Genomic DNA, 23,713 nt, shown 5'->3' with positions numbered 1-23,713 from the left:
ATGAATTATAAGCGGAGCAGTGCCCTTTTTTCTGAAGCCAAACAATATATTCCAGGAGGTGTAAACTCTCCTGTTAGAGCTTTTAAAGCTGTTGGCGGGGATCCAATTTTTGTAAAAGAAGCTAGAGGTGCTTATTTATATGATGAGGACGGCAACGAATATATAGATTATATAGCCTCTTGGGGGCCACTTATTTTGGGTCATGCCCATGAACCTGTTATCAATGCAGTAATAGAGAAGGCCAAAAAAGGGACTTCTTTTGGAATGCCCACCGAAATTGAGACCCAATTGGCAAAATTGGCCGTTTCCATGGTGCCAAACATTGATAAAATTCGTTTTGTAAATAGTGGTACCGAGGCTTGTATGAGTGCAGTGCGTTTGGCACGCGGATATACAGGAAAAGACAAAATTATAAAGTTTGCGGGTTGTTATCATGGTCATTCGGATTCTTTTTTAATTCAGGCTGGGAGTGGTGCGGTAACATTTGGAAGCCCTAATAGTCCAGGAGTGACTCAGGGAACTGCAAAGGACACCTTGTTGGCCAATTATAATGATTTGAAAAGTGTAAAAGAATTGACAAATGGCAATAAGAATGAAATTGCCGCTATAATTATTGAACCTGTGGCCGGTAATATGGGCTGCATTATTCCAACAGATGAATTTATTCAAGGATTAAGGGATTTATGTACTTCTGAAGGGATCTTACTCATTTTTGATGAAGTTATGACAGGTTTTAGATTGGGTAAGGGAGGTGCACAGGAAGCGTTGGGCATTGGCGCCGATATTGTATGCTTTGGAAAAGTCATTGGTGGCGGGTTACCAGTGGGAGCCTTTGCCGCTAGAGAAGAAATAATGAATCATTTGGCTCCTGATGGACCTGTGTATCAGGCAGGGACCTTAAGTGGCAACCCTTTGGCCATGAGTGCTGGACTGGCCATGTTAACCGAATTGAACAACAATCCAGGAATTTTTGAAAGTTTGGCAAAAAAAACAGAATATCTACATCAAGGTATTTCTGAAGTTTTGGTTAGAAAAAGTGTTGTACATCAAATCAATAGATTTGGAAGTATGATTTCTGTACACTTTGCAGATGGGCCAGTAATAGATTTTACTTCTTCAGCTAGAGGGAATAACGATACCTTCAAAAAGTATTTTCACGGTATGTTAAGTCAAGGAGTGTATTTGCCGCCTAGTGCATTTGAAAGTTATTTTTTAAATGATGCCATAAGCTATGCTGATCTGGATAAGACCATTGAAGCTGTGAAAAATGTTTTTTAATTTGGGTAGATAGAAATAAGAAGGCCACGCTGTAAACGTGGCCACCTAAATTTAAAATTAACTAAAACTTATTTTGCTTTTCTTTTGTTGTGCATTTTCTTTTTAATATGCATGCCTTTTTTATGCCTCATTTGTTTCCATTTGGAATACTGGTCTTCATCTAAAATTTGCTTCATTTTTTCTTGATGAGCAATTTGACGGTCCAGTCTTTCGTTTTGCATTGCAAAACGTTCTTCAAGTGTAGGCTTTTTTATTTCGCCATTTTCCTTTTTTGCTTTCCATTCCGCCATTTTTCCTTTTAACAATTGGGCATTCTCGAGATTAAGGGAATGTACCTTCTCTTGCTGCTCCTTGGTAAGTTCTAAGGTCAATATCATTCTTTTGGTCTGCAATGTTGCAACTTGTTCTGGATTCATATCCATCATGGCCATTTTTTTTCCTTCTCTTTGTCCTCTATGTTGAGCCATTGTTGAGGCACTCACTAATACTAATAGCGTAACCAATACTTTTTTCATATTATAAAATTTTAAATATTTAGTTATTTGACCATAGTTTTTTTCTTTGGTTTAAATGCTGCCTAAACTTTATGAGGTTTTTAACAGGTATAAAAAAAGGGCGCAGATATGTCTGCACCCTTTTTTTATAGGTATAAGTTCTAATTTAATTTTTTAATTGAAGCCCGCCATATCTTCTGATGCTACTTTTGCGATGTCTTTAGAATTGCTGGCGTTTACCTCTTTTTTTACTATTTGATTTTCTATTTCATTCTTTTGCTCCATTTGGTAATAGAATATGCAAGTTGCCACAAAGCAGGTAAAGTAAAGTAGGCTTTTGATTTTGTTTGACATGATTTGGGGGTTTTAATAAAGTAAATTAATTACATAGTTATTTAATAAAAAATTATATGATGCGTAAGGAATATTTTATGTTGTTAAACCTCATTAAAATGTGGTTTGTAATGTATCCCTTACCATTATGTAGGCAAAGTAATCATTTCGTCCTATTTTTTACACTTTTTGTCGATAATTTCGATAAAAGACACGTTTTTAAGTGAATTACTTTGTTAAACAAATCAAAAATGCTGTAACATTTTAGTTTTTATATAGTCTTATAGATATACAAAGGGATTGTATAAAAATATTGGCCATACTCAAGGGCCAAGTTATAAGATGTATTTTTCATTTTATGAATTTTTGAGTTAGTTAGCTTTAAAACCCCCATTGATATGGGGGTTTTATAATTTATAAAATGTAGCTTTTAAAAAAGAAAAGGAACAACAAACTGGAATACCAGTATTAATATTGCTACCGCTATAAGATTTAAAATTATTCCCACTTTTGCCATTTGATGCACTTTAATATAGCCACTTGCAAAAACAATGGCATTGGGTGGAGTTGCCATAGGGAGCATAAAGGCACAACTACTGGCAATGGTAACGGGAATCAATAAATATAGGATGGGAATATTCAATCCAATGGCAATACCGGCTACAACTGGGGCCAAAACGGCTACCAAGGCAACATTACTCATAAGTTCTGTCATAAACAACATTAACAAAATAAGTAGGGAGGCGGTAATTAGGATACTTATTTCACTTGTAGCAATAGTATTTGCCACTAGGTCCACTATACCACTAACGGACATTCCTTTTGCGAGTGCCAAACCACCACCAAAAAGGATTAAAATACCCCAGGCCAACTTTTCTGTGTCTTTCCAATGAATAATAAAGTCCCCCTTTTTAATATTAAAAGGAATAGCAAACAATGAAACTGCCGCAATAATACTGATAATAGTATCCGTTAAGCCTAAAGATGGGAATAGGTTATTTATGAGTGTTCTAAATATCCACAGAAAAACGGTAATGCCAAAAATGACCAGAACCATTTTTTCTTTCCCTGAAGTTGGTCCCAGCTTTTTTAGCTCGTCATTTATGACTTGTTTGGAGGCAGTAAACTTTAATTGTTTGTTTGGAAACATCCATTTTACCAATACCAAATAGCTTATGGCAATCATGATTATTGAAAAGGGTAGCCCCATGACCATCCATTTTAGAAAAGATATCTCAATATTGTACTCGTTTTCCAAAAGCCCTATTAAAACCGAATTTGGTGGGGTACCAATAACGGTTGCAATGCCACCAGCGTTGGCGGAAAAAGCAATGCCCAGCATAACGCTCAGGGCAAAATTTTGATCACTTTTTGTAAATCCGTCCTCATCGTTTATCAAAAGTCCAATTACGGACATGGCAATCGGAAGCATTACCACGGTACTGGCGGTATTGCTTATCCACATGCTAAGAGCACCTGTTGCGATCATGAAACCCAGAACCACTTTGTTGGGAGTTGTGCCAGTAAGTTTAATAATATTAAGTGCAATACGTTTATGGAGATTTACTTTTTCCAACGCTAAGGCCATAACAAAACCACCAAAAAATAGGAAAACGATTGGACTTCCATAATTGGCGCCTACGTCTGCTATGGGCATTATTTTTAACAAGGGAAACAAAATAAGTGGCAAAAGCGCGGCCACCGAAATTGAAACAGCTTCTGTAATCCACCAAATAACCATCCATGAAGCAACAGCTATCACTACATCTCCCTTTTCTGAAATTAAATAAAATGGAAGATTAATTAAAATGAAGAATAGTACCGGTCCTAAAATAAGACCTATTTTTTTACTTAAGTCCATAATTTGTTTATGTTGCCTCTAAACTATACTATTTACTTAAGTTTTAAAAATAAAAAGGGAGGCCATGGCCTCCCTTTTTATTATAGTTTTCAACTTTTAATCATTTAAGTTAACAAGATTTAAATCGTTGCCCATGCTTGCATAAAATAATTTCACTAAATCAATATTATTTTCAGTGACATCAAATCCAGCAATGAAGAAAAGTTGTCCGTCTTTTTGAACAAATTCGGGCAGGTAGTTTCCGTTGTATTTTAACTCTTTCGTCTGATTTCCATCCGCATCGAACTTTCTTAGGAAATTATTTGTAGAGATAATAAATGAAGCCCCTAAGGAAATCATCGCCTGATTATTTGTTGTTTCTTCGAAATAAGAAGAACTAATCATTGTTCCAGAAGAGTTTGTTATAGTGAGTTCACCATTTCCATACATGGCTATATTTCCATTACTCATTTCAACCAAGTGGTAATTGCCATTTAAATCATTAATGGATGTTATTTTGGTATCCAAGACAGAATTTTCAAAAACAACATGGGATGTAACATTAAACACGGTATCAAAAAACACCAGTAGTGGTCTATATCCTGTAACTTGTGGAGCGGTAGCATTCTTGGTAAATACACCTCCAAAAGCAGCAAAGCCAGTACTAGTCTTGATCATATCACCAATAAAGGCATCTGCGCTCCCAAAATTATTTAAATGAATTTCATAGGCATCTCCATTTCCATTTCTTCTTTCCACAGCTGTCTTATATATACCGTCCTCCACTTGGGTTCCAAAATAAAGGAAGTCTGCACCATCTGGCACATATCCGTAACTATGTTTTGATGAGGAGTTTAATCCATTTATGAAACTCCACGCATTGTCAAATGTGATTTCATGGGTTCCATAAAAATCTGGAAGTGTTCTGGATAAATGAATATTTACGTTGCCATTGGCCAGAAAATTTACAAACGCACTTTGTGTGTTAAATTGCTTGTCCAAAATATATTGGGATGTTGATATGTTATAGCTTTCATCCAGTTCCCTATAATTAAATTTGGAACCACCTACTCCAAGAAGGTCCTCAGTTAGTTCCATATAATAGATTTTATTATCTGGAGTTAAACCAGTTTCTAAGGGAAAACCTTTAAATCCCATTGCAATGTCCGGGAATATATAATTTGCTTCAACAGGTTGGGATACAGAAATAGATTTAGAAAAGGTATCTGTTTTCTCTTCTTCATCTGTAATGGTAAGTAAGATGCTAAAATCACCTTCCTCTTCCAACACAAATTCTGGATTTTCTTTTAGGCTCACATTACCATTGCCCATGTCATAATGATAACTTTTAATAGTCCCTTCTGAACAACTGGTAATAATTAGCGATTCTCCAACCTCAAAATTGGTTTGGTTTACAGTAAAACAGGCTTTCAATGCTATTTTAGGGTCTGTTTTTGGGTCCGTTTCGGATTCTGTGTCCGGATCTCCTGTCTCTGGGATAGTGTCGCCTTTAGAACAGGAATACAACAAAAATATGCCGAGGCATACAGCGTAGATTTTTTTCATACATAGCAGATTTGGGGTTCTACTATTAGTAAACGTTTTTACCCGTATTATATTGTAGTAAAAACACACATAATCAACTGTTTGTGTTAATATTGAAGATAAATAAATCTCCTAGCCCTGAAGCTCACAAAGTAAGGAATCACCATTTTTAATTACTTTGGCAATGCCTAATTTTGTCAATCCCTTTATTCCTTTGTCCCAACCTTTATTACTAAGTCCAGAAGCATCCTTTAATTCTCCCAAGGGCATGCTTTTTTGTTTTTTGAGAATATCAAAAATTAATTTTTCATTTTCACTGAGTTCCATGGTTTTTTTCTCTGGGCGCATTTGGGGAAAGAACAACACTTCTTGTATAGAGGCATTGTTTGTCATAAGCATCACCAAACGGTCTATCCCAATACCAATGCCACTTGTTGGGGGCATGCCATATTCTAAAGCTCTTAGGAAGTCTTGGTCAATAAACATGGCCTCATCATCTCCTTTTTCCGAAAGTTTTAATTGATCTTCAAAACGTTCTCTTTGGTCAATGGGGTCATTTAACTCAGAATAGGCATTTGCTAATTCCTTGCCGTTTACCATCAATTCAAAACGTTCTGTTAAGGCAGGGTTACTTCTATGTTCTTTGCACAAAGGACTCATTTCCTTTGGATAATCTGTGATGAATGTGGGTTGAACATAAAAATGCTCACATTTTTCTCCAAAAATTTCATCAATTAATTTACCTACACCCATGGTTTCATCAACTTCCAGACCAAGTTTTTTGGCCACTTCCCTCAATTCATCTTCCGGCATTCCGGCAACATCAACCCCTGTATGTGTTTTTATGGCTTCCAAAATAGGGACTCTTGGATAAGGGGCTTTAAATTCAATCTCATTAGTGCCCACAGTGACTTTTGAAGTCCCATTTGCATCAATAGCCACTTTTTCCAGCAATTGTTCCGTGGTATCCATCATCCAGTTATAATCCTTGTAGGCCACATAAAGCTCCATAACCGTGAATTCTGGATTGTGGGTTCGATCCATGCCTTCATTTCTAAAATCTTTGGCAAATTCATATACCCCATCAAAACCACCTACAATAAGTCGTTTTAGGTATAATTCATTGGCAATACGCAGATAGAGAGGGATATTTAGCGCGTTATGATGTGTCATAAATGGTCTTGCAGCGGCGCCACCAGGAATGGGCTGTAAGATAGGTGTTTCCACTTCTAAGTAATCTCTATCATTAAAAAATTGCCGAATGCTATTCGTAATTTTAGTTCTTTTGATAAAAGTTTCTTTTACGGATGGGTTTACCACTAAATCAACATAGCGTTGTCTATAGCGTTGTTCAGGGTCGTTAAATTCATCAAAAACATTCCCATCTGCATCCACTTTTGGAAGAGGTAGTGGCTTAAGTGCCTTGCTCAACAAAGAGAATTTCTTTACCATTACGGTTTTTTCACCTACTTGGGTAGTAAATAATTCTCCTTCTATTCCAATGATATCACCAATATCCAGAAGTTTTTTATACACATCATTGTATTGGGTCTTATCTTCCCCAGGGCAGATTTCATCCCTATTAAAATATACTTGGATACGACCATCACTATCCTGTAACTCTGCAAAAGATGCCTTACCCTGTATTCTTCGGGACATCAATCTTCCTGAAATTACAACTTTCTTTCCCTCTTCATAGTGCTTCTTAATATTTTTGGATGTAGTATCCACAGGGTATAGGGCGGCTGGATATGGGTTGATTCCCAATTCCCTTAGCTTATCTAGTTTTTCCCTTCTTATAATCTCTTGTTCGGAAAGTTGCATAGTAAAAAAATTAAAGCGCAAAATTACACTTTTGCGCTTAATTCCTCTAATGAGAAACAGTTTTCCTTAAGAAGAAGATGCTGTTATTTTGATTTCATGGCACTCGCATAGTTTGGAGTGTACGGCTTATTGGTTAGTATAGTATGTATATCCCTTTCTAAAGATTCTATGGGAGATTCAACAATTCGGTTAACTTCTTTTCCATTCTTTATAAAAATAAAGGTAGGTATTCTTTTGATTTGCAAGCCCCATTCTTCACCTGTAGGACTTGTCTTATAAAGACTTTTTCTTCCATCCAATGCAACAATTTTTAAATTTTCCATGGGGTAATTTGCCGTTTCCAAAATTTTTATAAACTTGGGCACCTCTCTTTTGCTATCTCCACACCATGTCCCCATAAACAATAGAATTTTGTAGTTGCTGAGATTAGTTTTAAATCCACTAACAATTTTTTTGTTTACGTCATAAGAATCATGGTTTTTATTATACCAAGTTTTGTAGGGACCAGACTTTAGTCCATCTTCTACATTGATTTTGCCTACCAAAAATTGTTTGCCACCATCGGTCACAATTTCTTGATTAATATTTTGAGAAATGGAAAGGGTTGAGCATAATAAAAGACACAAGAAGAGATAAATTGATTTCATAAAAGAGTTTTAAGGTTATAGTCTCAAAATTCAACTATAATGGATTTAAAACACTCTTACGCGGGGTGGAAATAGAGACTAGACCCTAGGTGGATTTTCTCTTATATAATTTTAGGAAAGAATTCGTTTAATATCCTCTCTAGAGGAAACATTTAATTTCTTATATAAATTATTGATATGTGTTTTTACCGTGCTAAGGCTAATAAACATATCTGCGGCAATCTCTTTATTTGTTTTATCCGCTAAAATTTGGTCCACTACTTTTAGTTCTTGTTGAGTCAATTTCTTTAAGGTCTGGTTCTTTTCTTTGGTCTTCACTAGACTACTTCTTCTTAACAAAAACACATTTAATAAAACGGAAATACCTAAAAAAATACCTAAGAGCCATTTCCAATCCATGCTGGATTTGGGAAGGTTTTTAAAAGCCAGTAATTGTTTGTCCGTTGAAATTTCTGTTTCATACAATTGGGTAAAAGCAGTGTTGGGGTATTGGGCTTGTAATCGGTTTAACAATCCATCATAATATGAGTTCTTAGCAAAGTCTTGTAAATAATAAGTGTAGGTTTCATTTCTTTTGTCCGATAAAAAATCATAGATGTATAATTCTGCTAAAGGTTCGTCCAGTGTTTTGGCATGCTCTTGAAAAGTGGAAAACCATTTTTTTGAGTTTAACTTTTTGCTTGCCTCACTTCTAAAGTCCATAAAATCATAAATCATTTCTTCTTTTAGAGCATCAATTTTAAGAAAAGCGTCTGATTTTGGATTTGTAGATGAAATATCACATAGTATTTGGCCACCAGATGTTGAAGGGAATAAAATGGTATCATTGTTATTGGCCACAAACAAAATGCTTTCACTATTATTGCACTGACCCAGAAAATGCTTGTTGTTTTTCTCAAACTCGGTACACTCATCAACATGTATTCTGTATATCCTATTTTCTTGTAGAAGATTTTCCCCATGAAAATTAAATCTTCCCAAGGAATCCGTTGACGTTTTTCTAATGATTTGCTCCATATAAACCCTTGAAAGTTTTCTATAGTCCTCTATAATTGAGAGGTATACAGTTTTATCTTTTTCAGAACTTTCAATTTCACCACTAAACGAATATTGCCCATACGTTTGGATTATACCAAGAAGAAAAAATATGGGAAGTATTCTTTTCATATACAATAATGGAAGCATTGAACAGATAAATTTAGTGGTTTTTGTAACAAATTGCACTAATGGGCGACATATTGTGTACATCAATCAAAATCAAAAATATGAGTTTCTGGAGAGTATTATTGGCAATTTTGTTTCCGCCCTTGTCAGTTATCGGAAAAGGTTGTGGGTCATTTTTTATTGTACTACTTTTAACCTTTTGCGGATGGGTGCCTGGAATTATTGGGGCGCTTGTTATACTGAACAACCCGAACTAAAACAAAGATGAAAAAAGTTTATTTATTGTCCGTGATGATATTCGCGTGCTTCTTTATTGCCTGTAATTTTACTGAGGAGATATTTTTTGAAGAAGATGGCTCCGGAAAAATATCTATAAATTTTGATGGATCCGAATTGATGGAAATGGCTGGAGATGAATTCTCAAAAAGCAGCGAAAAAGCAATAGACTCCATTATTTCCTTTAAGGACTTTTTGGAAGAGAAAAAGGACAGTATTGCTACGTTGCCCCAAGAAGAGCAAGATAAGCTTAAAAAACTGGAGCCCTTTAATATGCATATGGTAATGAATCCCGAAACCAAAGAAATGAAGTTCGAGATGTTTTCCCATTTTAAGAAAATTGATGAGGTTGGGGATATGTTCAATACCTTTCAAAATGCAAGTTCATTAAATCCTGCCGCAGGAAGCCCTAGTGAACAAAGTCCATTTGGAGATGAAAACCAAAGTACAGAGGTAAGTTATTCTTTTAAGAAAAATGTTTTTATTAGAAGAGCAAAGATAATAGACGAAGAACTGCACCAACAAAGTTTGGATAGTTTGGCAGGTTCAGAAATGTTTCTATCCAGTTCTTCCTATACATTAAAATATCACTTTCCAAGACGTGTAAAATCTTCTTCAGTTGAAGAGGCCACTTTTAGTGCCGATGGTAAAACCCTTATTTATGAACTTGGTTTTTTGGAGTATATGAAAAATCCTGAAGCTCTTAACATAGAGGTAGAGTTAGAGGATTAAATAGGGCCATAACATTCATCACGGACCGCTTAGGTATTAAAACTTAAGCGGTCTTTGTATCTTTGTATCCTATGAACAAGCAAGTTGTTTTACAAGATTTAGGTCTTAAGGACTACAAGAGGAGTTGGGACTATCAGGAAAAACTTTTCAAGGAAACGGTTGATGTAAAAATTAAAAATAGAAGGGAAGATGCCCATGTTCCAACTCCCAACCATTTTTTGTTTGTGGAACACCCTCATGTATATACCTTGGGCAAAAGTGGTGACATTACCAATCTTTTGGCAAATGAGGATCAATTGGCCAAAAAGGGAGCTACATTTTACAAGATCAATAGAGGAGGGGATATTACGTACCACGGTCCTGGACAAATTGTGGGATACCCTATCTTGGATTTGGATAATTTTTTTACCGATATTCATAAATACCTCCGGTTATTAGAAGAGATGGTAATTCTTACCCTAGCTGAGTATGGTTTAAAAGCTGAACGTTCATCTGGGGAAACGGGAGTTTGGTTGGATATTGGAACTCCGTTTGCACGGAAAATTTGCGCAATGGGCGTACGGGCAAGTAGATGGGTAACCATGCATGGATTTGCTTTGAATATAAATACGGACTTAGGTTATTTTGATTTAATGATTCCATGCGGAATTAAGGATAAGGCTGTGACATCTCTTAATGTTGAATTGGGAGTGAAAGCAATCTCCATGGATGAAGTAAAAGAAAAATTAGTGAAGCACTTCTCACACTTGTTTGAAGCTGAGATTAAAAAAGAAAAAGCCGAAGTCTAGACTTCGGCTTTTAAGTTAATGTTGCTTCTCTTTATTTACTAAATTGAGTTAGCACAGAACTACTCATTAATTTTCCGTTTTGATTGTAGCTTTCTTGCTTTACCATTCCCACACCTTCGGCCAGCCAAACTCTATTAGGGAAAGTTTTGTTCATCATGGTCATCTTCGTCTTGTTTTCGCTATAAATAACATAACAATCAAAGGTGCCAGCAGGAGTTGTTACCGATTCTTTTTTCTCCACCTTTCTATTTACCGTGTCAATATTCATGTTCATATTAATGCCACCCATATCTATCTTTATGGCTACATTGGCATCTTCTAATTCTTGATCAACACCCAAACTATTGGGTAGCTCAATATCCGTGCCTGTTACCTCCATTTCCATGTCCTTGAACTGTGTAAGGGTCTGTTCAGAAATTAGGGAGTGGTAATCAATCTTAACTATGTTATCGGAACATGTAAACCCATAATCAGTGGTGTAAATTTCTTTTCCTTTTTCATCCATAAGATTCATGTTCATAGTTGCTTTTGTTTCAAAACCATTGGAACTTACGTTTGTAACTGCATAATTAATTTTGCCCTCTTCCTTTCCTTTTTTGCCGTAATTGGTGTATTGGAAGGTTGCACCTTCGACCAAGGGATAATAGGTGCTACAATTATCTTGTGATTTAACTCCAAAAGAAAAAAGTAATCCAAAAACTAATAGTGTTATTCTAATTTTCATAAGGTGTATTTAAATTTTTATAAACTCTACTCTTCTATTTTGTGCTTTTCCACCAGACGTGCCATTATCTGCCACAGGTTCGGATTCACCTTTCCCTTCCGCTTGTAAACGGCTATCAGATACACCATAAACCTCTACCAGTGCCTTTTTTACAGCTTCTGCCCGGCTTTTGGAAAGTGACATGTTGGTACCATCATCTCCATCAGAATCGGTATGTCCAACTATTTTTAAATTTATACCACTATCTTGTTGCAGCACCTGGTATATTTGGCGGATGATTCCCATGGATTCTGGTTTAAGATTTGCAGATCCAGAATTAAAGAGAATTCCGTTTGTGGATATTTTTCCTTCAGCAATCAACTTTCTTCTAAGGTCTACTCCACCTTCGGCAACTTTTAAATTACTGATGAAAATTCGTTCCTCACCATCCTTAAAGTTATTCATATGGAACTTAAGTGTATGTAGAATACTTCCAGAAGGAACCATTTTTGGAACATCTGCATACTTTACCTCATTTACCCATACTCTATACCTTTCTTTATTTACGGCAATGGAAATGTGTGGTTTGTTCAATATTTCATCCCTAATGTCCGCTTTAATTGTACTATATATTTCTCTTTTGTTGTTTTTTTTATTTTCAACTGTAATACCAATAGGGGAATATTGACAAAAAGGAATATGTGCTTGTACAAAATTGGCACCCTCTTTAAATTTGTCATCATCACTTAAGTCTACCCTTAGGTGGGCTGTTGAAGAAGTCTTTTTGCTAAGACCTACCGTTTCAACATCAAACTCAATAGTATATTCTTCTGGAAGTTGAGGTACGTTGGGAATAAAAAAGATATTGTACCCTGATTTCATTTCGAACCATTTTTGGGAAGAATCCCCTAAGGTTACAACTTCTCCCCCTGCATTGGTATTCCATTTAGACGGGAAATCACCAATAAAATCATTCCCAAAGTCATCAAAAAACATGGGCTTGTCACCTGGGACAAAATCAAACTTACTATAAACTGTAAGGGACTTGGGTTCTTTTGATGTGTTGGGTGAAGACGACTCATTATTTTCATTACCAGGACTTGATGTGGATGAGGGTTCATTGGAGCCGCCAGACGTTGGGTTGGGGACTTGCTGCCCTTGCTCCCCTTTAGAGCCAGGTTCCAAAATACTGTCCAATGCTTTGTCAGTTGTTTTTGAAGACTCTTCTTCGACCCTTCTCTCAATAGTTCTTTCTGCTGCTTTTTGTGCTTTTTTGCCAAGTTTTTTTAGAAATTGCGCATTGACACTTCCGCAAAAAGATATCATAAAGAAAAAACCCAAAAATAGTTTAAAGGGTTGCTTTAATGTTTTCATAATCATGTAATTATAAGGTTCTCTAAGGTTTTGAAATTACAAAAAATAGTTCAACAGAAAAGTACAAAAATAGATAGGTTCGTGTGGGAAAATATGTATGTGTAGTTGGCTTTAATGTATTGTTGACAAAAAAGACCCTATTAATTCAATTTGTAGATAATGATTGAGTTTTCCAGGTCTTTTGCTACCAATTCCAGCTTTCTATCATTGTCAATATCGGCCAAATCAATAATTGAATTTCCATAGATTGGAAAATTTGGTATTGGCTTCGCTTGACTGTCAAAAAGATAAATCTTTTGATTTTGGATATCAGTCACTGATACATATATCTTGTCATAGATATAGAATATTTTAGGTTTTGTATAGACCCCAAGCTCTAATTCTACTTTTTTTCCTTTTATGGTCAGAATATTATCATTCATGATTACCAGGGTGTTGCTTGTTGCATCTATTCCATGGTCTTGGTTTAAGTTAAAATTGGCCCTCGAAATACCGCCCTTTTCATCAATTTGATGAAGTACACCTTTCTTATCTGTTAACGTAAATTTATTCTTATAGATATATATATCATTGTTGGAAAAATCTATTTTATCTGTAACAGTTACTCTATCCTTACCGACTCTGCTTAATATTTTCAGGGAATTGTTTTCTAGCATAAATGCCAAATAATCTTTTTTTCCAATTCTAAAATGCTTGGGCGAATTGGTAATTTGAGAACCGCTATTTTTATAGGTAAAACCATCCACGATGTCTCCCTTGCCGTTGTACATAAACACCTTGCTGCCTTGGGTTACCACAAAACGATAGTTCTTTTTGTCTTCATAATCAAAGACAGCCAAGGAGTTTAGGTTTCCTCCTTCGTAGGTTTTATTAAAAGGCTCCACTTCTTTCCCATTTCTGTCCAAAACCAAAAACTGATTATTTGTTGTAAATGCCAGTTGTAGTCTTCCGTTTTTATAAATATCAATCTGTTTAATACTACCTACAATTTTGGACCCAAGTTGTTTTTTCCAAAGGACTTTTCCCTCCGTTGAAATTAAATAAAGATTGTTGTCCACATCTTGTACCACTATTTCTTTTTTGTTGGTCCTATGATTTGTTACAAACTGTGGGGTATTTGCCAAATCTGCATCTAATTGGACTGTGAAAAGGGGAGAAGTGGTATTGGACGCTACTTCTTTCTCTACCCTTTCCGCCATTAAAGAGGTGTGGTAAAAGGAATTATCTGTTACCAGCTGTCCCGCAAACACATATTTAGATAAATTGGACTCTTTAATATCCAATACAAATTCTTTTGAAAAATCTTCTTCAAGAAAATATTCTATACCCTTGGAGCTAGAAATAAACTGAATAGTGGATTCCTCGGCCAATTCGGTTTTGGCCGCTAGATATGTTGGGCTTTTTTCAAAGGTTGCTCCATTTTTATAGTTACTTATAATGGTTTGCATGGTTTCCCTATCTTCTGAAAATAGGAATGTGTTATCTATAATAGAAAAATAATTGGCAGAAAACCCTTGGATCAAGGGATTAAAAAATTCATTTAAAAACTCTGAAGAGCTTAAACCGTTTATTTGATTGCCCTGGTAATCCTTACTTTCTTTTTTATAAGTATCCAAAAATTGATACAAATTTTCTGAGCCAAATGTTTTAAGAACAACCCCTTTTTTTGAGTTCAAGAAAATATGGCCCACTTCTTCAACGGTGTTGAATATAGTATCTACCGGTGAAGAACGATCAAGGTATTTTTGTTGGTTTTTGGCAAACTCATTGTAATCATCAAAAGTATAGGATAGTATAGCGGTGGAATTTAAGGGTGCTAGTTGAGGAGTTGTTGGGGTTAAAGGGTTCGTGTTTTTAAATAAATTAATGAATTGGTTTAATGAATCATTGGCTATGCTAATACCATTAAAACCCATGTGATTTTGACCTGTATTAAGGTCAAGAGAAATCCAATCAAAAAAATTGGAAATCTTTATTTTGGATTTTTCCAAAACTTTTGAAGTAATGACAGCATCACCATATTTAGAATTTATAAATAGTGTGGCTGGCTTATTTTCACTTGAGACCTCATATAATTTTTGTAATGTTTGGGGAGTTTTTATTTCTTTTAGGGTGCGGATTAAATTTTCCAATACCAACTGGGCGGAACATAGGATTATTTTATTGTCTTGCTCTAAACTAAAAAAGGAGATGTCATCCAACACATATTTGTCATAACTCCTGTTTTCATAAGTAAGCGTTTCAGAAGATATATTTTGTGCATTATCCAACTGAAAGAAATTAGGATGGGAGTCCGTTACATAGATGTATTCAAAATTCTCTTTACCTATTTCAACAAAACCTAACAATCCTTCCGAACTTGGAGAAATGTTGTCCAGATTTTTAATTTTCTCATGGATTGATCTATAAACCTTAGTTCCCTCCAATTCTTTGAGAAAGCCATTGTTCTTAAGGTCGCTTTTAAAAGCTTGATGGTCATTTATTTTTATAAGAACAGCTGTTTCCTTAGGGATATAGTGCAATAAAGAAGAGGTCTTATTTTCTTCTTTTTTACAGCCAAGGGCTAAGACAATAACAAAAATGAGCAGTATTCTAAATTTCATTTGGATGGCTTTCCCACAAATTTAGGATTTTAAATGTCTAATTTTAATTGTTCTGGCAATTGTCTAAAACTTTTTCGGTGGTATTTTGTAATTCCATATTCCCGAATGGCCTGTCTATGCTCTTTGGTTGGGTATCCTTTGTTTTTTTTCCAATTGTACATGGGATATTCCAAATGAATTTTCTCCATATATTGGTCCCTGTACGTCTTTGCAAGAACCGACGCCGCGGCTATACTCATGAATTTACTATCTCCCTTTATAATGCATTCAAATGGAATATTTTTGAAAGGTTTAAACCTGTTGCCGTCCACAATGATAAATTTAGGGTGACCATTAATTTTTGAAATGGCACCGTGCATGGCCAAAATGGAGGCATTCAGGATGTTGATTTCATCAATCTTTTCAGGGAAAATGTGCGCTACTCCAAAACTTAGAGATTCATATTCAATTAGTGGCCTAAGTAAATCTCTTTTTGTTTCGGACAATTGTTTGGAATCGTTTAGAATGTCATTTTTAAAATTTTCAGGTAACATTACCGCGGCTGCGGTAACAGGTCCGGCCAAGCAACCGCGACCTGCCTCATCGGTGCCGACTTCATCAAAAAAATGCAAATAATTCTTTAAACCCACAAAGTGCTTGATTAGATTGTAAGCAAGATGGTAATTTTTAAAGAATTAATTTACTCTAAACTCAAAAATCTCAGATTGAGAAGTGTTCCCTTGGCTATCTGTGGTAATGACTCTCCAGTAGTAAACTCCTCCTGAAGCAACATTTGCATCAATAATTGTTTCTGTAACTGTTCCCAAGGATACAGTAGGTGTCTCATCTGTTCCGAAAAGCACTTCATATTCCTCAATATCATCATCCACGTCACTACCAATCCATTCCAATGCTACACTAGTGGTAGTTGCCAATGTTGTTCCTCTTTCAGGATTTACAACATCGGCAGGAAAAGGCGCATAATTTTCTATGCCAGGCCCTTGATTATAGAATTTTGCATTAGAACTAGTGGCGGTAACATTTGTACCATTAGCTTTGGAAACTACAAACCATTCATAGGGAGTACCTCTTGCAATTGTCACCGCTGTTTCTGTTCCAGTTGCGGTTACCTTTTGCGTACTACTGGTGTTAAGGTTAGTGATATTTACTTCATAACTATCTGTGTTTTGGGATGCATTCCATTCAAAAGTCACCTCACTTTGAGTATCATTAAGAATGGTTCCTTCATTACATTCCGTATTATTTTGGGGAAATACCAAAGTTGCTGCGGAAGGGTCCGGTACTGGTGGTGGTGGAGGTGGAGTGTCATCTCCTTCGGAACCACCTCCACCACACGATAATAAGAAAAATACTGCCAAAAACCCTATTTTATATATATGTTTCATTTTCTTATTATTTTATAGTTTGTTAATGTTTTGTCGGTCTTCAAATTGAGCAGGTAAACTCCATGAGGTAGGGCGTCTACACTGAATTTTATTCTATTATCAATCACACTATGGGCTTTACTAAAAATTGTTGCGCCATGTACAGTGTATAAGGACAATTCTACTTCATTCCAACTGCTCTCACCTAAATAAATGGTCATATTGCCACTTTCAATAGGATTTGGATAGATAAATACACCTGAATCCAGAATAATGGTTTCCTCGTATATTCCTTGACAGTCCTGATCCGTTTTTACAGAAAGGGTGTTTTCTACCTTGGAAAGTGATAAAGTAATTTCACTTTCAGATGTGGCGTATATTTCATTGTTCAAATTAATGGTATAACTCTTGCCACCTTCTAAATTAAGGGTTACTTCGCTTTTTAATGAACTCACTTTAGATGAAACTGAAAGTGCATCTGGTTGGCCGATAATGATATCCCTGCAACTTTCATAGCCAGTTTGGCCATCTACGGTTAAGCATAATGTATAGGCTCCGGCTGTTAAGTTTTCGAACAAAGTTGTTGTTGTAAATGTATTCACAACATCAGAAACGCCATCAGATAAAGTTGCCGTATAATTTAGGTTTTCTACAGCATCTATTTGTATGCTTCCATTATTGCTGCTTATGCATGATTCTCCAATAGCGAGAACTGTGAAATTCGTTACAGGTAAGGAAAATACAATGCAGCCATTAACATCCACAACTGAGTTAGAAGGTGTGTCTGGGCACAAATCCAGATTATTTGGGACCCCATCATTATCTATATCATCATCACAAATATCGCCAATGCCATCTCCATCAAAATCTTCTTGATTGGGATTCGCAATTAAAGGACAAATGTCTTCAACATCTAAAATACCATCATCGTCATCATCAGTATCACAGGCATCACCATCTCCATCCCCATCAGTATCCAATTGATTGGCATTGCTACTCAATGGACAATTATCGTCCACATCCAAAACGCCATCATTGTCATCGTCATCATCGTCTTGGAATCCTTCGATCACAAAATCATCTATTACGACTCCTTCTTGAGTTACAAAGGCATCTGAATGAAATACTATTCTAAACAGTACATTGGGTTCGTTGGTAAGATCCACCTCGCCGTTGTTGGCATTGGCCGTAAAATCATATGCGTATTCTGTTATTGTTGCATTTGTACCTGTCCATTGTGCTCCTGGACAATTTTGACAATCATCATCATCACCAGAACTGATGTTGGTTCTATCACTAGTATACCAATTAGGTTGACTGTTTATATTGCCTAAAACGTTCCATGTATTTCCTTCGTCAATAGAATATTGTACATAAACAATATCCCAATTTTCCTCTAAATCATAGGCCATATTGAACTTAAGAACAGGTGCTAAAATGTTGGCCATTTCATAACAATTACTCATTAAAATCCCTTTAGTGGCATCTGGATGGTTGCCATCCAATATAGTGGCATATACATTGGTACCGGAACCAGCTTCATTTAAAATAGCACCGGAAGGAATTCCCTTTTCCCAAACACTGTTGTCTTCATCTCCTTCATTATAAGCAATAAGGGTTTCATTGGCAGTTTCAAAAGTATTTATGGTGCCTCCCAATCCATAGTCATTGTTAAAAAATAAGGTGTTTAATGTATTGTTGTCCGAAAAGGCATCGTTGGGAGCACTTGCAGTAACATTCAAAACTATTTTTCCAAACTCAGAAATATTTAAAACACCTAAATCAATAGTAGTTGTTTCTTCGGCATTTAGAGTCCCTGTCCAATTCATAACTTGATCTGTTCCTTCATTGATACTATAGGTTATATCAATCTCTGTGACAGGATTAAGACCCGTGTTTTCTACCAAAATTTCTGAATTTACTTGCCCACAAAAAACAGAATTTGCTGTTGGAGTAACAGAAAGTAAACGAATATCAGCATCTGGTAGTTGTACGGGAATGGGTGACTGCCATACTCCACGACCATATGTAGAGGCGGTAATAAGTTCATCATCTAAGCTTATTTCTAAATCACTATATGCAGTATTGGGTAACCCCGTAAAATAATCTTCCCATTCGGTCAAGGTATCGTCCAGCCTATAAACGCCTAAACTAGTAGCTACGTAAATGGGGTTATCTGGATGTCTGCCTTGATGAACTATGGCAAAATAGGCCTGGTCGGTAGGAAGGTTTAAGGTAATGTCTTCAAAAGTTGTATTACTTCCATCAACTGTAACCTTAAACACTCCTCGTTGGGTGGTTTGTTGCCCCAAGGGTGTTCCCACTCTATTTGAGGTAACAACGTAAATAATATTACTATCATTATTGTTTATGGCGATATCCGAAATTTCGGAATCCAGTTGAGGAAGAAAGGAGAAAGAAGTTCCACCATTATCACTTCTGAAAATAAAATTATCATCTGCCGCATACATAATCATGGGATTGTTAGGGTCTATTTCCAAATCTTCAATATTGCCATTGCTAAATCCATTGGACCATTTTTCCCATCCACTTCCTACTAATTTGTATACAGCATCATACCCGGCAAATACATCGCCTTCACTGTCAATTGCCAATGGCGTAATCCAGTTTCCTTGACTGGCATCATTGGGAGCCGAAACTGACGTTACAGATTGCCCTGAATTAAGGGAAATGAACAGATTTTGACCAAATTGCATAAACCCGTATAGTAATTTATTATTTCCTGGATCTATGACATTGTCCATTCCATCTCCACCATGGTACGAATTCCATTCGCCATTGTTATACAAAAGCCCTCCATTATCTTGAAAACCACCAATAATTTTGTTGGAGTCTTGGGGGGAGACAGAAATGCGGTATAATTGGCTTATGGCAATACCAGCCGTATAATCTGTAAATGTAGCACCATTATCTTCTGAAACATATATACCCCCATCACTTCCACAATAAAGTTTTCCATTGAATATTTTTAGGGTATGTATATCTGCATGGGTATAAGAAGGCGTATTTAAAAACCATTCATTAAGTTGAGAAAAGGAATTGCCCCCATTTGTGCTTTTCCATATGTTTAAGCACCCTATATACAACTCATCTTCATTGGTAGGAGATACTTCCAAAGCTAGATCAAACCAAGCTTGGGAAGATTCTAAAATATCAATGGTGTTTGGACTTTCAACAAATGTGGTTCCCCCATCTATAGATTTATAAAGGCCTTGATAAGCAAAATCATTTGATGAAACATCAGCACTTAGGATATATACGACTTCTGGGTTGGCCGCGGAAACCCCTAAAACAAGACGACCAGAAGAACTTGGTAAGTTATCCGTAATTTCAGTAAAATCATCACCTCCATTTACAGATCTATAAAAATTACTGTTAGATACTGCATAGATTACCGAACTGTTATCGGGTTTCAATTTAAAATCTTTAATATTCCCATTTCTTTTTGTTTCCCAAGTATCTCCTCCATCAATAGACTTTAGAAGCCCTCCATTAGTTCCAACCCATAAGATATCAGAATTGGAAGGGTCAATAACAATTTCGTTCATTAAAGTGTTCACTGTTGTGTTGGATGGATTCAACCCTGTTTCATTCCAACTTGCGCCACCATCAATGGATTTAAATACACCAATGCTATAAGAATCAGAAGCATCATCATCTCCTGTAGCGATATATATGATATTGGAATCATTTGGATCAATGGCAATCCCTGAAACTCCTATTTGAAGAAAATTATCAAACAAACTGATCCATGTACTACCTGCATCTGTAGATTTCCATATTCCTCCCGCTGGAGCTCCTACATACCATACATTTTCGTCGTTTGGGTCTACAGCGATTGCATTGACCCTTCCTTGTCCCGGTAATTGTCCAGGAAAAAAACCATGGGATTCTGGACCAACGATTGACCAATCACTGGTTGGGTTGACAGCTTTTCCAGCAATATTGTTGCTTTTGCTCTTCCAGGCATTCCATAGCTGTTCGGATGAAGGCAAGTGCCCATCTTGGTCAACATAGTTCATCCAGTAATTTTCCCATCTCATATAGGGCTTGTAGCCACTTCCTTTTTTGGAAGAATCTTTTCCGAGCCAATATTTGTGAAAAGCTTCTGATATTTCATAAATAGAATAGGATGGCTTACTGGATTTAGATGCCGTGGATTTATTTTTTTCAAGATCGTTCATCCATGGAGCACCCTCATTAAATTGTGCATAGGAGAAAGAACTAATAAAAAAGCAAACTAGTAGTACTTTTCTTATCATTTCTGTGTTTTTTTTGTAAATATGCTGAATATTATAAGAATTATCAATTTTTTTTGTTCAAGTGATACTTTGTTTTGTATTTATTTCTGTGAAAACTTTCACATTTCATTAAGGTCAAAAAAAGTAACTTTGCCTTTGTAACATTTTAGAATGAAGTATTTCCTCTTATTATTTTTGTCTTTTAGTTGCCTAACATTGTTTTCCCAAGAAGATTCAATTCCCCCAACAAAAAAGCTCGACTCATCCTTTGTAATGAAAAGCGAAAGAGGAAGAACAAAAGAAAAAGTTCAAGATACGATAGGGATAACTATTAAGGATTATAAAATAATCTCTTTTGCCAGGGATACCACTTTTCTGGATACCTCACTTACTATCAATAAAGAATATAAATACAATTATTTAAGACAGGACGATTTTGAATTGATGCCTTTTGCCAATGTTGGTCAACCCTATAATAAATTAGGAGTCAATTTTGAAAATAAGGTTTTTTATCCGTTGATTGGGGCAAGGGCCAAAAATTTAAATTATTGGGAGGTAGAAGATATTAGGTATTATAATGTCCCCACTCCCATGTCTGATTTATTCTTCAAAACAACCTTTGAACAAGGGCAAACATTAGATGCCCTACTTGCTTTTAACACTTCTAGAAGACTTAATTTTTCATTGGGATATAAGGGGTTTAGGTCTTTGGGGAAATATTTAAGAGAGCAGGCGGAATCGGGAAATTTTACTGTTACAAGTAATTATGTCACTAAAAATGGAAAATATCAATTTAGGGCACATATTGCTGCCCAGAATATAATAGGACAAGAAAATGGAGGATTAAATGATAAGGAATTGCAATTTGAGTCTGGTGATGAGCAGTTTAAGGATAGGTCAAGAATAGATGTTGTTTTTTCAAATGGGCAGAACAAAATTCTTGGAAAACGCTATTTCCTGGATCATCAATACAATTTTTTAAAGAAAAAAAAGGATTCCGTTAGTACAGGTTCAACCTCTTTGGCAGTTGGACATCAATTTAATTATGAGACCAAGTACTATCAATACCAATATAAACCAGAAACATCGTTGCTACATATATATGGGGAGTATTTTTTGAACCCAATTAATGATAAGGCTAGTTTAAAGACGATGCACAATCAAGTGAACATATTGTTTTCAAATAAAACATTGGGAAGCTTAAAAGGTCGTTTGGAGAATTACAGTTATAATTATTTTTTCAATAGTATTTTAATAACCGACAGTGTTCAGATCGAAAATAAGTTAAAAGGAGAAGAAATGCTTATTGGGGGGGATTATTCCAAGGAAATAGGTGGATTTGCTTTGAATGGAAGTATAACGCAAAATGTTACGGGAAGTTTAACGGGAACTATAATCAACGCCTCCATGGGCTATACGTTCAATGAAAAGAATAAAATAAAAATAGCAATCCATTCTTCTTCAAAAATGCCCAATTATAATTTTCTTTTATATCAAAGTGACTATTTAAACTATAATTGGCAGAATACTTCAAGTTTTAATAAACAAAAAATAAACAGTTTGCAATTTAACTTGGAATCTGGTCTATGGGGAAATTTGGCTGCTAAATATTCTAAAATAGATAATTATACATATTTTACTTCCTTGGCAACGGACGAAGAGATTGATGCTGGTTCAGAAAAAGCATTCATAAAACCTTTTCAGGAGAATAGTACAATTGATTATATTAAAATAAAGTACAAGAAGGAATTTAGGTTGGGTAAGTTTGCACTGAATAATACTTTGATGTATCAAAATGTTTCGCAGACGAACACTGTACTCAACGTTCCGGAGTTGGTTACAAGAAATACATTGTATTATTCTAATGATGTTTTCAAAAAAGCAATGTATTTGCAAACGGGGGTTACTTTTAAGTACTTTACTCCCTATAATATGGATGCATATAACCCTGTTTTAGGAGAATTCTATATTCAAAATAGGGATGAGTTGGGTGGTTATCCTCTGCTGGACTTTTTCATTAATGCCAAGATAAGGCAAACAAGGGTTTATCTTAAGGCGGAGCATTTTAATACTATATTCTCCAAGGAATATAATTATTACTCGGCTCCGAACTACCCATATCGTGATTTCGTGATACGTTTTGGTTTGGTATGGAACTTCTTTTCGTGAGTCCTTTTTGTTATTTTTTTCTTTCCCAAAATTTGCATTTGGCTGATTGTAAACTTTTTGAGGTTGATTAGGGCGTGGGGTGATAGCGGTAAAAAGGATTTAGTATACTTGCTTTTAAAAAATATTTAAATCTAACTAATTGACAATCAGAACAATTAAGTATTTTTTTAAAATTTATTCAAAAAAAAACTCGCAAGTATTGTGAGAGATGAAAAAGGGTGTTATATTTGCACCCGCTTAGAGGGGCAAGAGATTGTTTCTCGGGTTTATTGAGAAAGAGATAAGTTCTATTGACATATTGGGAAGACAGCGTATAC

18 protein-coding genes are annotated in these 23,713 nt (G+C 35.6%); 5 read left to right on the top strand and 13 right to left on the bottom strand.

Features of this window, described 5'->3' with window-relative positions; translation table 11 throughout:
- Positions 1–1,278 carry a glutamate-1-semialdehyde 2,1-aminomutase gene (gene hemL / locus GGR42_RS16500; protein ID WP_167966486.1) on the top strand — a complete coding sequence of 426 codons (1,278 nt, stop codon included), beginning with the start codon at positions 1–3 and terminating at the stop codon, positions 1,276–1,278.
- Positions 1,279–1,346: 68 nt separating this feature from the next.
- Here the strand turns inward: hemL and GGR42_RS16495 are convergent, their stop codons facing one another.
- The 7 genes from GGR42_RS16495 to GGR42_RS16465 all read right to left on the bottom strand — a co-directional run bounded on the left by GGR42_RS16495 (position 1,347) and on the right by GGR42_RS16465 (position 9,128).
- Entirely contained in the window at positions 1,347–1,793 is a 447-nt protein-coding gene (locus GGR42_RS16495; RefSeq protein WP_167966484.1) for a hypothetical protein, read from the bottom strand.
- Positions 1,794–1,946: 153 nt separating this feature from the next.
- Complete coding sequence (locus GGR42_RS16490; protein ID WP_167966482.1) at positions 1,947–2,126, bottom strand: hypothetical protein; 180 nt, start codon at positions 2,124–2,126, stop codon at positions 1,947–1,949.
- Between the two features lie 409 nt (positions 2,127–2,535).
- Positions 2,536–3,966, bottom strand: coding sequence for an SLC13 family permease (locus GGR42_RS16485; RefSeq protein ID WP_167966480.1), 1,431 nt, complete (start codon positions 3,964–3,966; stop codon positions 2,536–2,538).
- A gap of 96 nt (positions 3,967–4,062) precedes the next feature.
- Positions 4,063–5,511, bottom strand: a complete 1,449-nt coding sequence (locus GGR42_RS16480) for a PKD domain-containing protein (protein ID WP_167966470.1) — start codon at positions 5,509–5,511, stop codon at positions 4,063–4,065.
- A gap of 111 nt (positions 5,512–5,622) precedes the next feature.
- A complete protein-coding gene (lysS, locus tag GGR42_RS16475) occupies positions 5,623–7,314 on the bottom strand; it encodes a lysine--tRNA ligase (RefSeq protein WP_167966468.1) in 1,692 nt (563 codons plus the stop codon).
- An 83-nt stretch (positions 7,315–7,397) separates the two neighbouring features.
- Complete coding sequence (locus GGR42_RS16470) at positions 7,398–7,961, bottom strand: thioredoxin family protein (protein WP_167966466.1); 564 nt, start codon at positions 7,959–7,961, stop codon at positions 7,398–7,400.
- Positions 7,962–8,072: 111 nt separating this feature from the next.
- The gene (locus tag GGR42_RS16465) at positions 8,073–9,128 is read right to left on the bottom strand and encodes a response regulator transcription factor (RefSeq protein WP_209024016.1); all 1,056 of its coding nucleotides are present in this window, start codon (positions 9,126–9,128) and stop codon (positions 8,073–8,075) included.
- Positions 9,129–9,226: 98 nt separating this feature from the next.
- On the opposite strand from GGR42_RS16465, the gene GGR42_RS16460 reads away from it, so the two are divergent.
- The 3 genes from GGR42_RS16460 to lipB all read left to right on the top strand — a co-directional run bounded on the left by GGR42_RS16460 (position 9,227) and on the right by lipB (position 10,921).
- On the top strand, positions 9,227–9,382 hold the full coding sequence (locus GGR42_RS16460) for a YqaE/Pmp3 family membrane protein (RefSeq protein WP_167966462.1): 156 nt from the start codon (positions 9,227–9,229) through the stop codon (positions 9,380–9,382).
- A gap of 7 nt (positions 9,383–9,389) precedes the next feature.
- Positions 9,390–10,133 carry a hypothetical protein gene (locus GGR42_RS16455; protein ID WP_167966460.1) on the top strand — a complete coding sequence of 248 codons (744 nt, stop codon included), beginning with the start codon at positions 9,390–9,392 and terminating at the stop codon, positions 10,131–10,133.
- A 71-nt stretch (positions 10,134–10,204) separates the two neighbouring features.
- Positions 10,205–10,921 (top strand): lipoyl(octanoyl) transferase LipB, encoded by a 717-nt coding sequence (lipB, locus tag GGR42_RS16450; protein WP_167966458.1) that lies wholly within the window; start codon positions 10,205–10,207, stop codon positions 10,919–10,921.
- Between the two features lie 31 nt (positions 10,922–10,952).
- Here the strand turns inward: lipB and GGR42_RS16445 are convergent, their stop codons facing one another.
- From GGR42_RS16445 to GGR42_RS16420, 6 genes are all read right to left on the bottom strand, one after another.
- Positions 10,953–11,645, bottom strand: coding sequence for a TapB family protein (locus GGR42_RS16445; RefSeq protein WP_167966456.1), 693 nt, complete (start codon positions 11,643–11,645; stop codon positions 10,953–10,955).
- A gap of 9 nt (positions 11,646–11,654) precedes the next feature.
- Entirely contained in the window at positions 11,655–12,998 is a 1,344-nt protein-coding gene (locus tag GGR42_RS16440) for an OmpA family protein (RefSeq protein WP_167966454.1), read from the bottom strand.
- 140 nt (positions 12,999–13,138) lie between these two features.
- Entirely contained in the window at positions 13,139–15,601 is a 2,463-nt protein-coding gene (locus GGR42_RS16435) for a ribonuclease HII (protein WP_167966452.1), read from the bottom strand.
- 29 nt (positions 15,602–15,630) lie between these two features.
- On the bottom strand, positions 15,631–16,230 hold the full coding sequence (locus GGR42_RS16430) for a ribonuclease HII (RefSeq protein ID WP_167966450.1): 600 nt from the start codon (positions 16,228–16,230) through the stop codon (positions 15,631–15,633).
- 45 nt (positions 16,231–16,275) lie between these two features.
- Positions 16,276–16,986, bottom strand: coding sequence for a hypothetical protein (locus GGR42_RS16425; protein WP_167966448.1), 711 nt, complete (start codon positions 16,984–16,986; stop codon positions 16,276–16,278).
- Positions 16,983–21,248, bottom strand: coding sequence for a thrombospondin type 3 repeat-containing protein (locus tag GGR42_RS16420; RefSeq protein ID WP_167966446.1), 4,266 nt, complete (start codon positions 21,246–21,248; stop codon positions 16,983–16,985). Before GGR42_RS16420 ends, GGR42_RS16425 begins: the two co-directional genes overlap by 4 nt.
- Before the next feature lie 150 nt (positions 21,249–21,398).
- Between GGR42_RS16420 and GGR42_RS16415 the strand changes: the two genes are divergently transcribed.
- Positions 21,399–23,396 (top strand): putative porin, encoded by a 1,998-nt coding sequence (locus GGR42_RS16415; protein WP_167966444.1) that lies wholly within the window; start codon positions 21,399–21,401, stop codon positions 23,394–23,396.
- The last annotated feature ends 317 nt before the right edge of the window (positions 23,397–23,713 follow it).

It is taken from the genome of Saonia flava (assembly GCF_011927795.1).
Classification (GTDB): domain Bacteria; phylum Bacteroidota; class Bacteroidia; order Flavobacteriales; family Flavobacteriaceae; genus Saonia; species Saonia flava.
The sequence above is the reverse complement of the archived record's forward strand: the minus strand, read 5'-3'. Positions and strand labels throughout refer to the sequence as shown.

Excerpts from the sequence above, each read along its gene's own strand:
- GGR42_RS16460 (WP_167966462.1), top strand. The coding sequence starts at position 9,227 with ATGAGTTTCTGGAGAGTATTATTGGCAATTTTGTTTCCGCCCTTGTCA.
- hemL (WP_167966486.1), top strand. The coding sequence starts at position 1 with ATGAATTATAAGCGGAGCAGTGCCCTTTTTTCTGAAGCCAAACAATAT.
- GGR42_RS16470 (WP_167966466.1), bottom strand. The coding sequence starts at position 7,961 with ATGAAATCAATTTATCTCTTCTTGTGTCTTTTATTATGCTCAACCCTT.
- GGR42_RS16445 (WP_167966456.1), bottom strand. The coding sequence starts at position 11,645 with ATGAAAATTAGAATAACACTATTAGTTTTTGGATTACTTTTTTCTTTT.
- GGR42_RS16495 (WP_167966484.1), bottom strand. The coding sequence starts at position 1,793 with ATGAAAAAAGTATTGGTTACGCTATTAGTATTAGTGAGTGCCTCAACA.
- GGR42_RS16420 (WP_167966446.1), bottom strand. The coding sequence starts at position 21,248 with ATGATAAGAAAAGTACTACTAGTTTGCTTTTTTATTAGTTCTTTCTCC.
- GGR42_RS16480 (WP_167966470.1), bottom strand. The coding sequence starts at position 5,511 with ATGAAAAAAATCTACGCTGTATGCCTCGGCATATTTTTGTTGTATTCC.
- GGR42_RS16455 (WP_167966460.1), top strand. The coding sequence starts at position 9,390 with ATGAAAAAAGTTTATTTATTGTCCGTGATGATATTCGCGTGCTTCTTT.
- GGR42_RS16425 (WP_167966448.1), bottom strand. The coding sequence starts at position 16,986 with ATGAAACATATATATAAAATAGGGTTTTTGGCAGTATTTTTCTTATTA.
- lipB (WP_167966458.1), top strand. The coding sequence starts at position 10,205 with ATGAACAAGCAAGTTGTTTTACAAGATTTAGGTCTTAAGGACTACAAG.
- lysS (WP_167966468.1), bottom strand. The coding sequence starts at position 7,314 with ATGCAACTTTCCGAACAAGAGATTATAAGAAGGGAAAAACTAGATAAG.
- GGR42_RS16435 (WP_167966452.1), bottom strand. The coding sequence starts at position 15,601 with ATGAAATTTAGAATACTGCTCATTTTTGTTATTGTCTTAGCCCTTGGC.
- GGR42_RS16440 (WP_167966454.1), bottom strand. The coding sequence starts at position 12,998 with ATGAAAACATTAAAGCAACCCTTTAAACTATTTTTGGGTTTTTTCTTT.
- GGR42_RS16415 (WP_167966444.1), top strand. The coding sequence starts at position 21,399 with ATGAAGTATTTCCTCTTATTATTTTTGTCTTTTAGTTGCCTAACATTG.
- GGR42_RS16465 (WP_209024016.1), bottom strand. The coding sequence starts at position 9,128 with ATGAAAAGAATACTTCCCATATTTTTTCTTCTTGGTATAATCCAAACG.
- GGR42_RS16485 (WP_167966480.1), bottom strand. The coding sequence starts at position 3,966 with ATGGACTTAAGTAAAAAAATAGGTCTTATTTTAGGACCGGTACTATTC.
- GGR42_RS16490 (WP_167966482.1), bottom strand. The coding sequence starts at position 2,126 with ATGTCAAACAAAATCAAAAGCCTACTTTACTTTACCTGCTTTGTGGCA.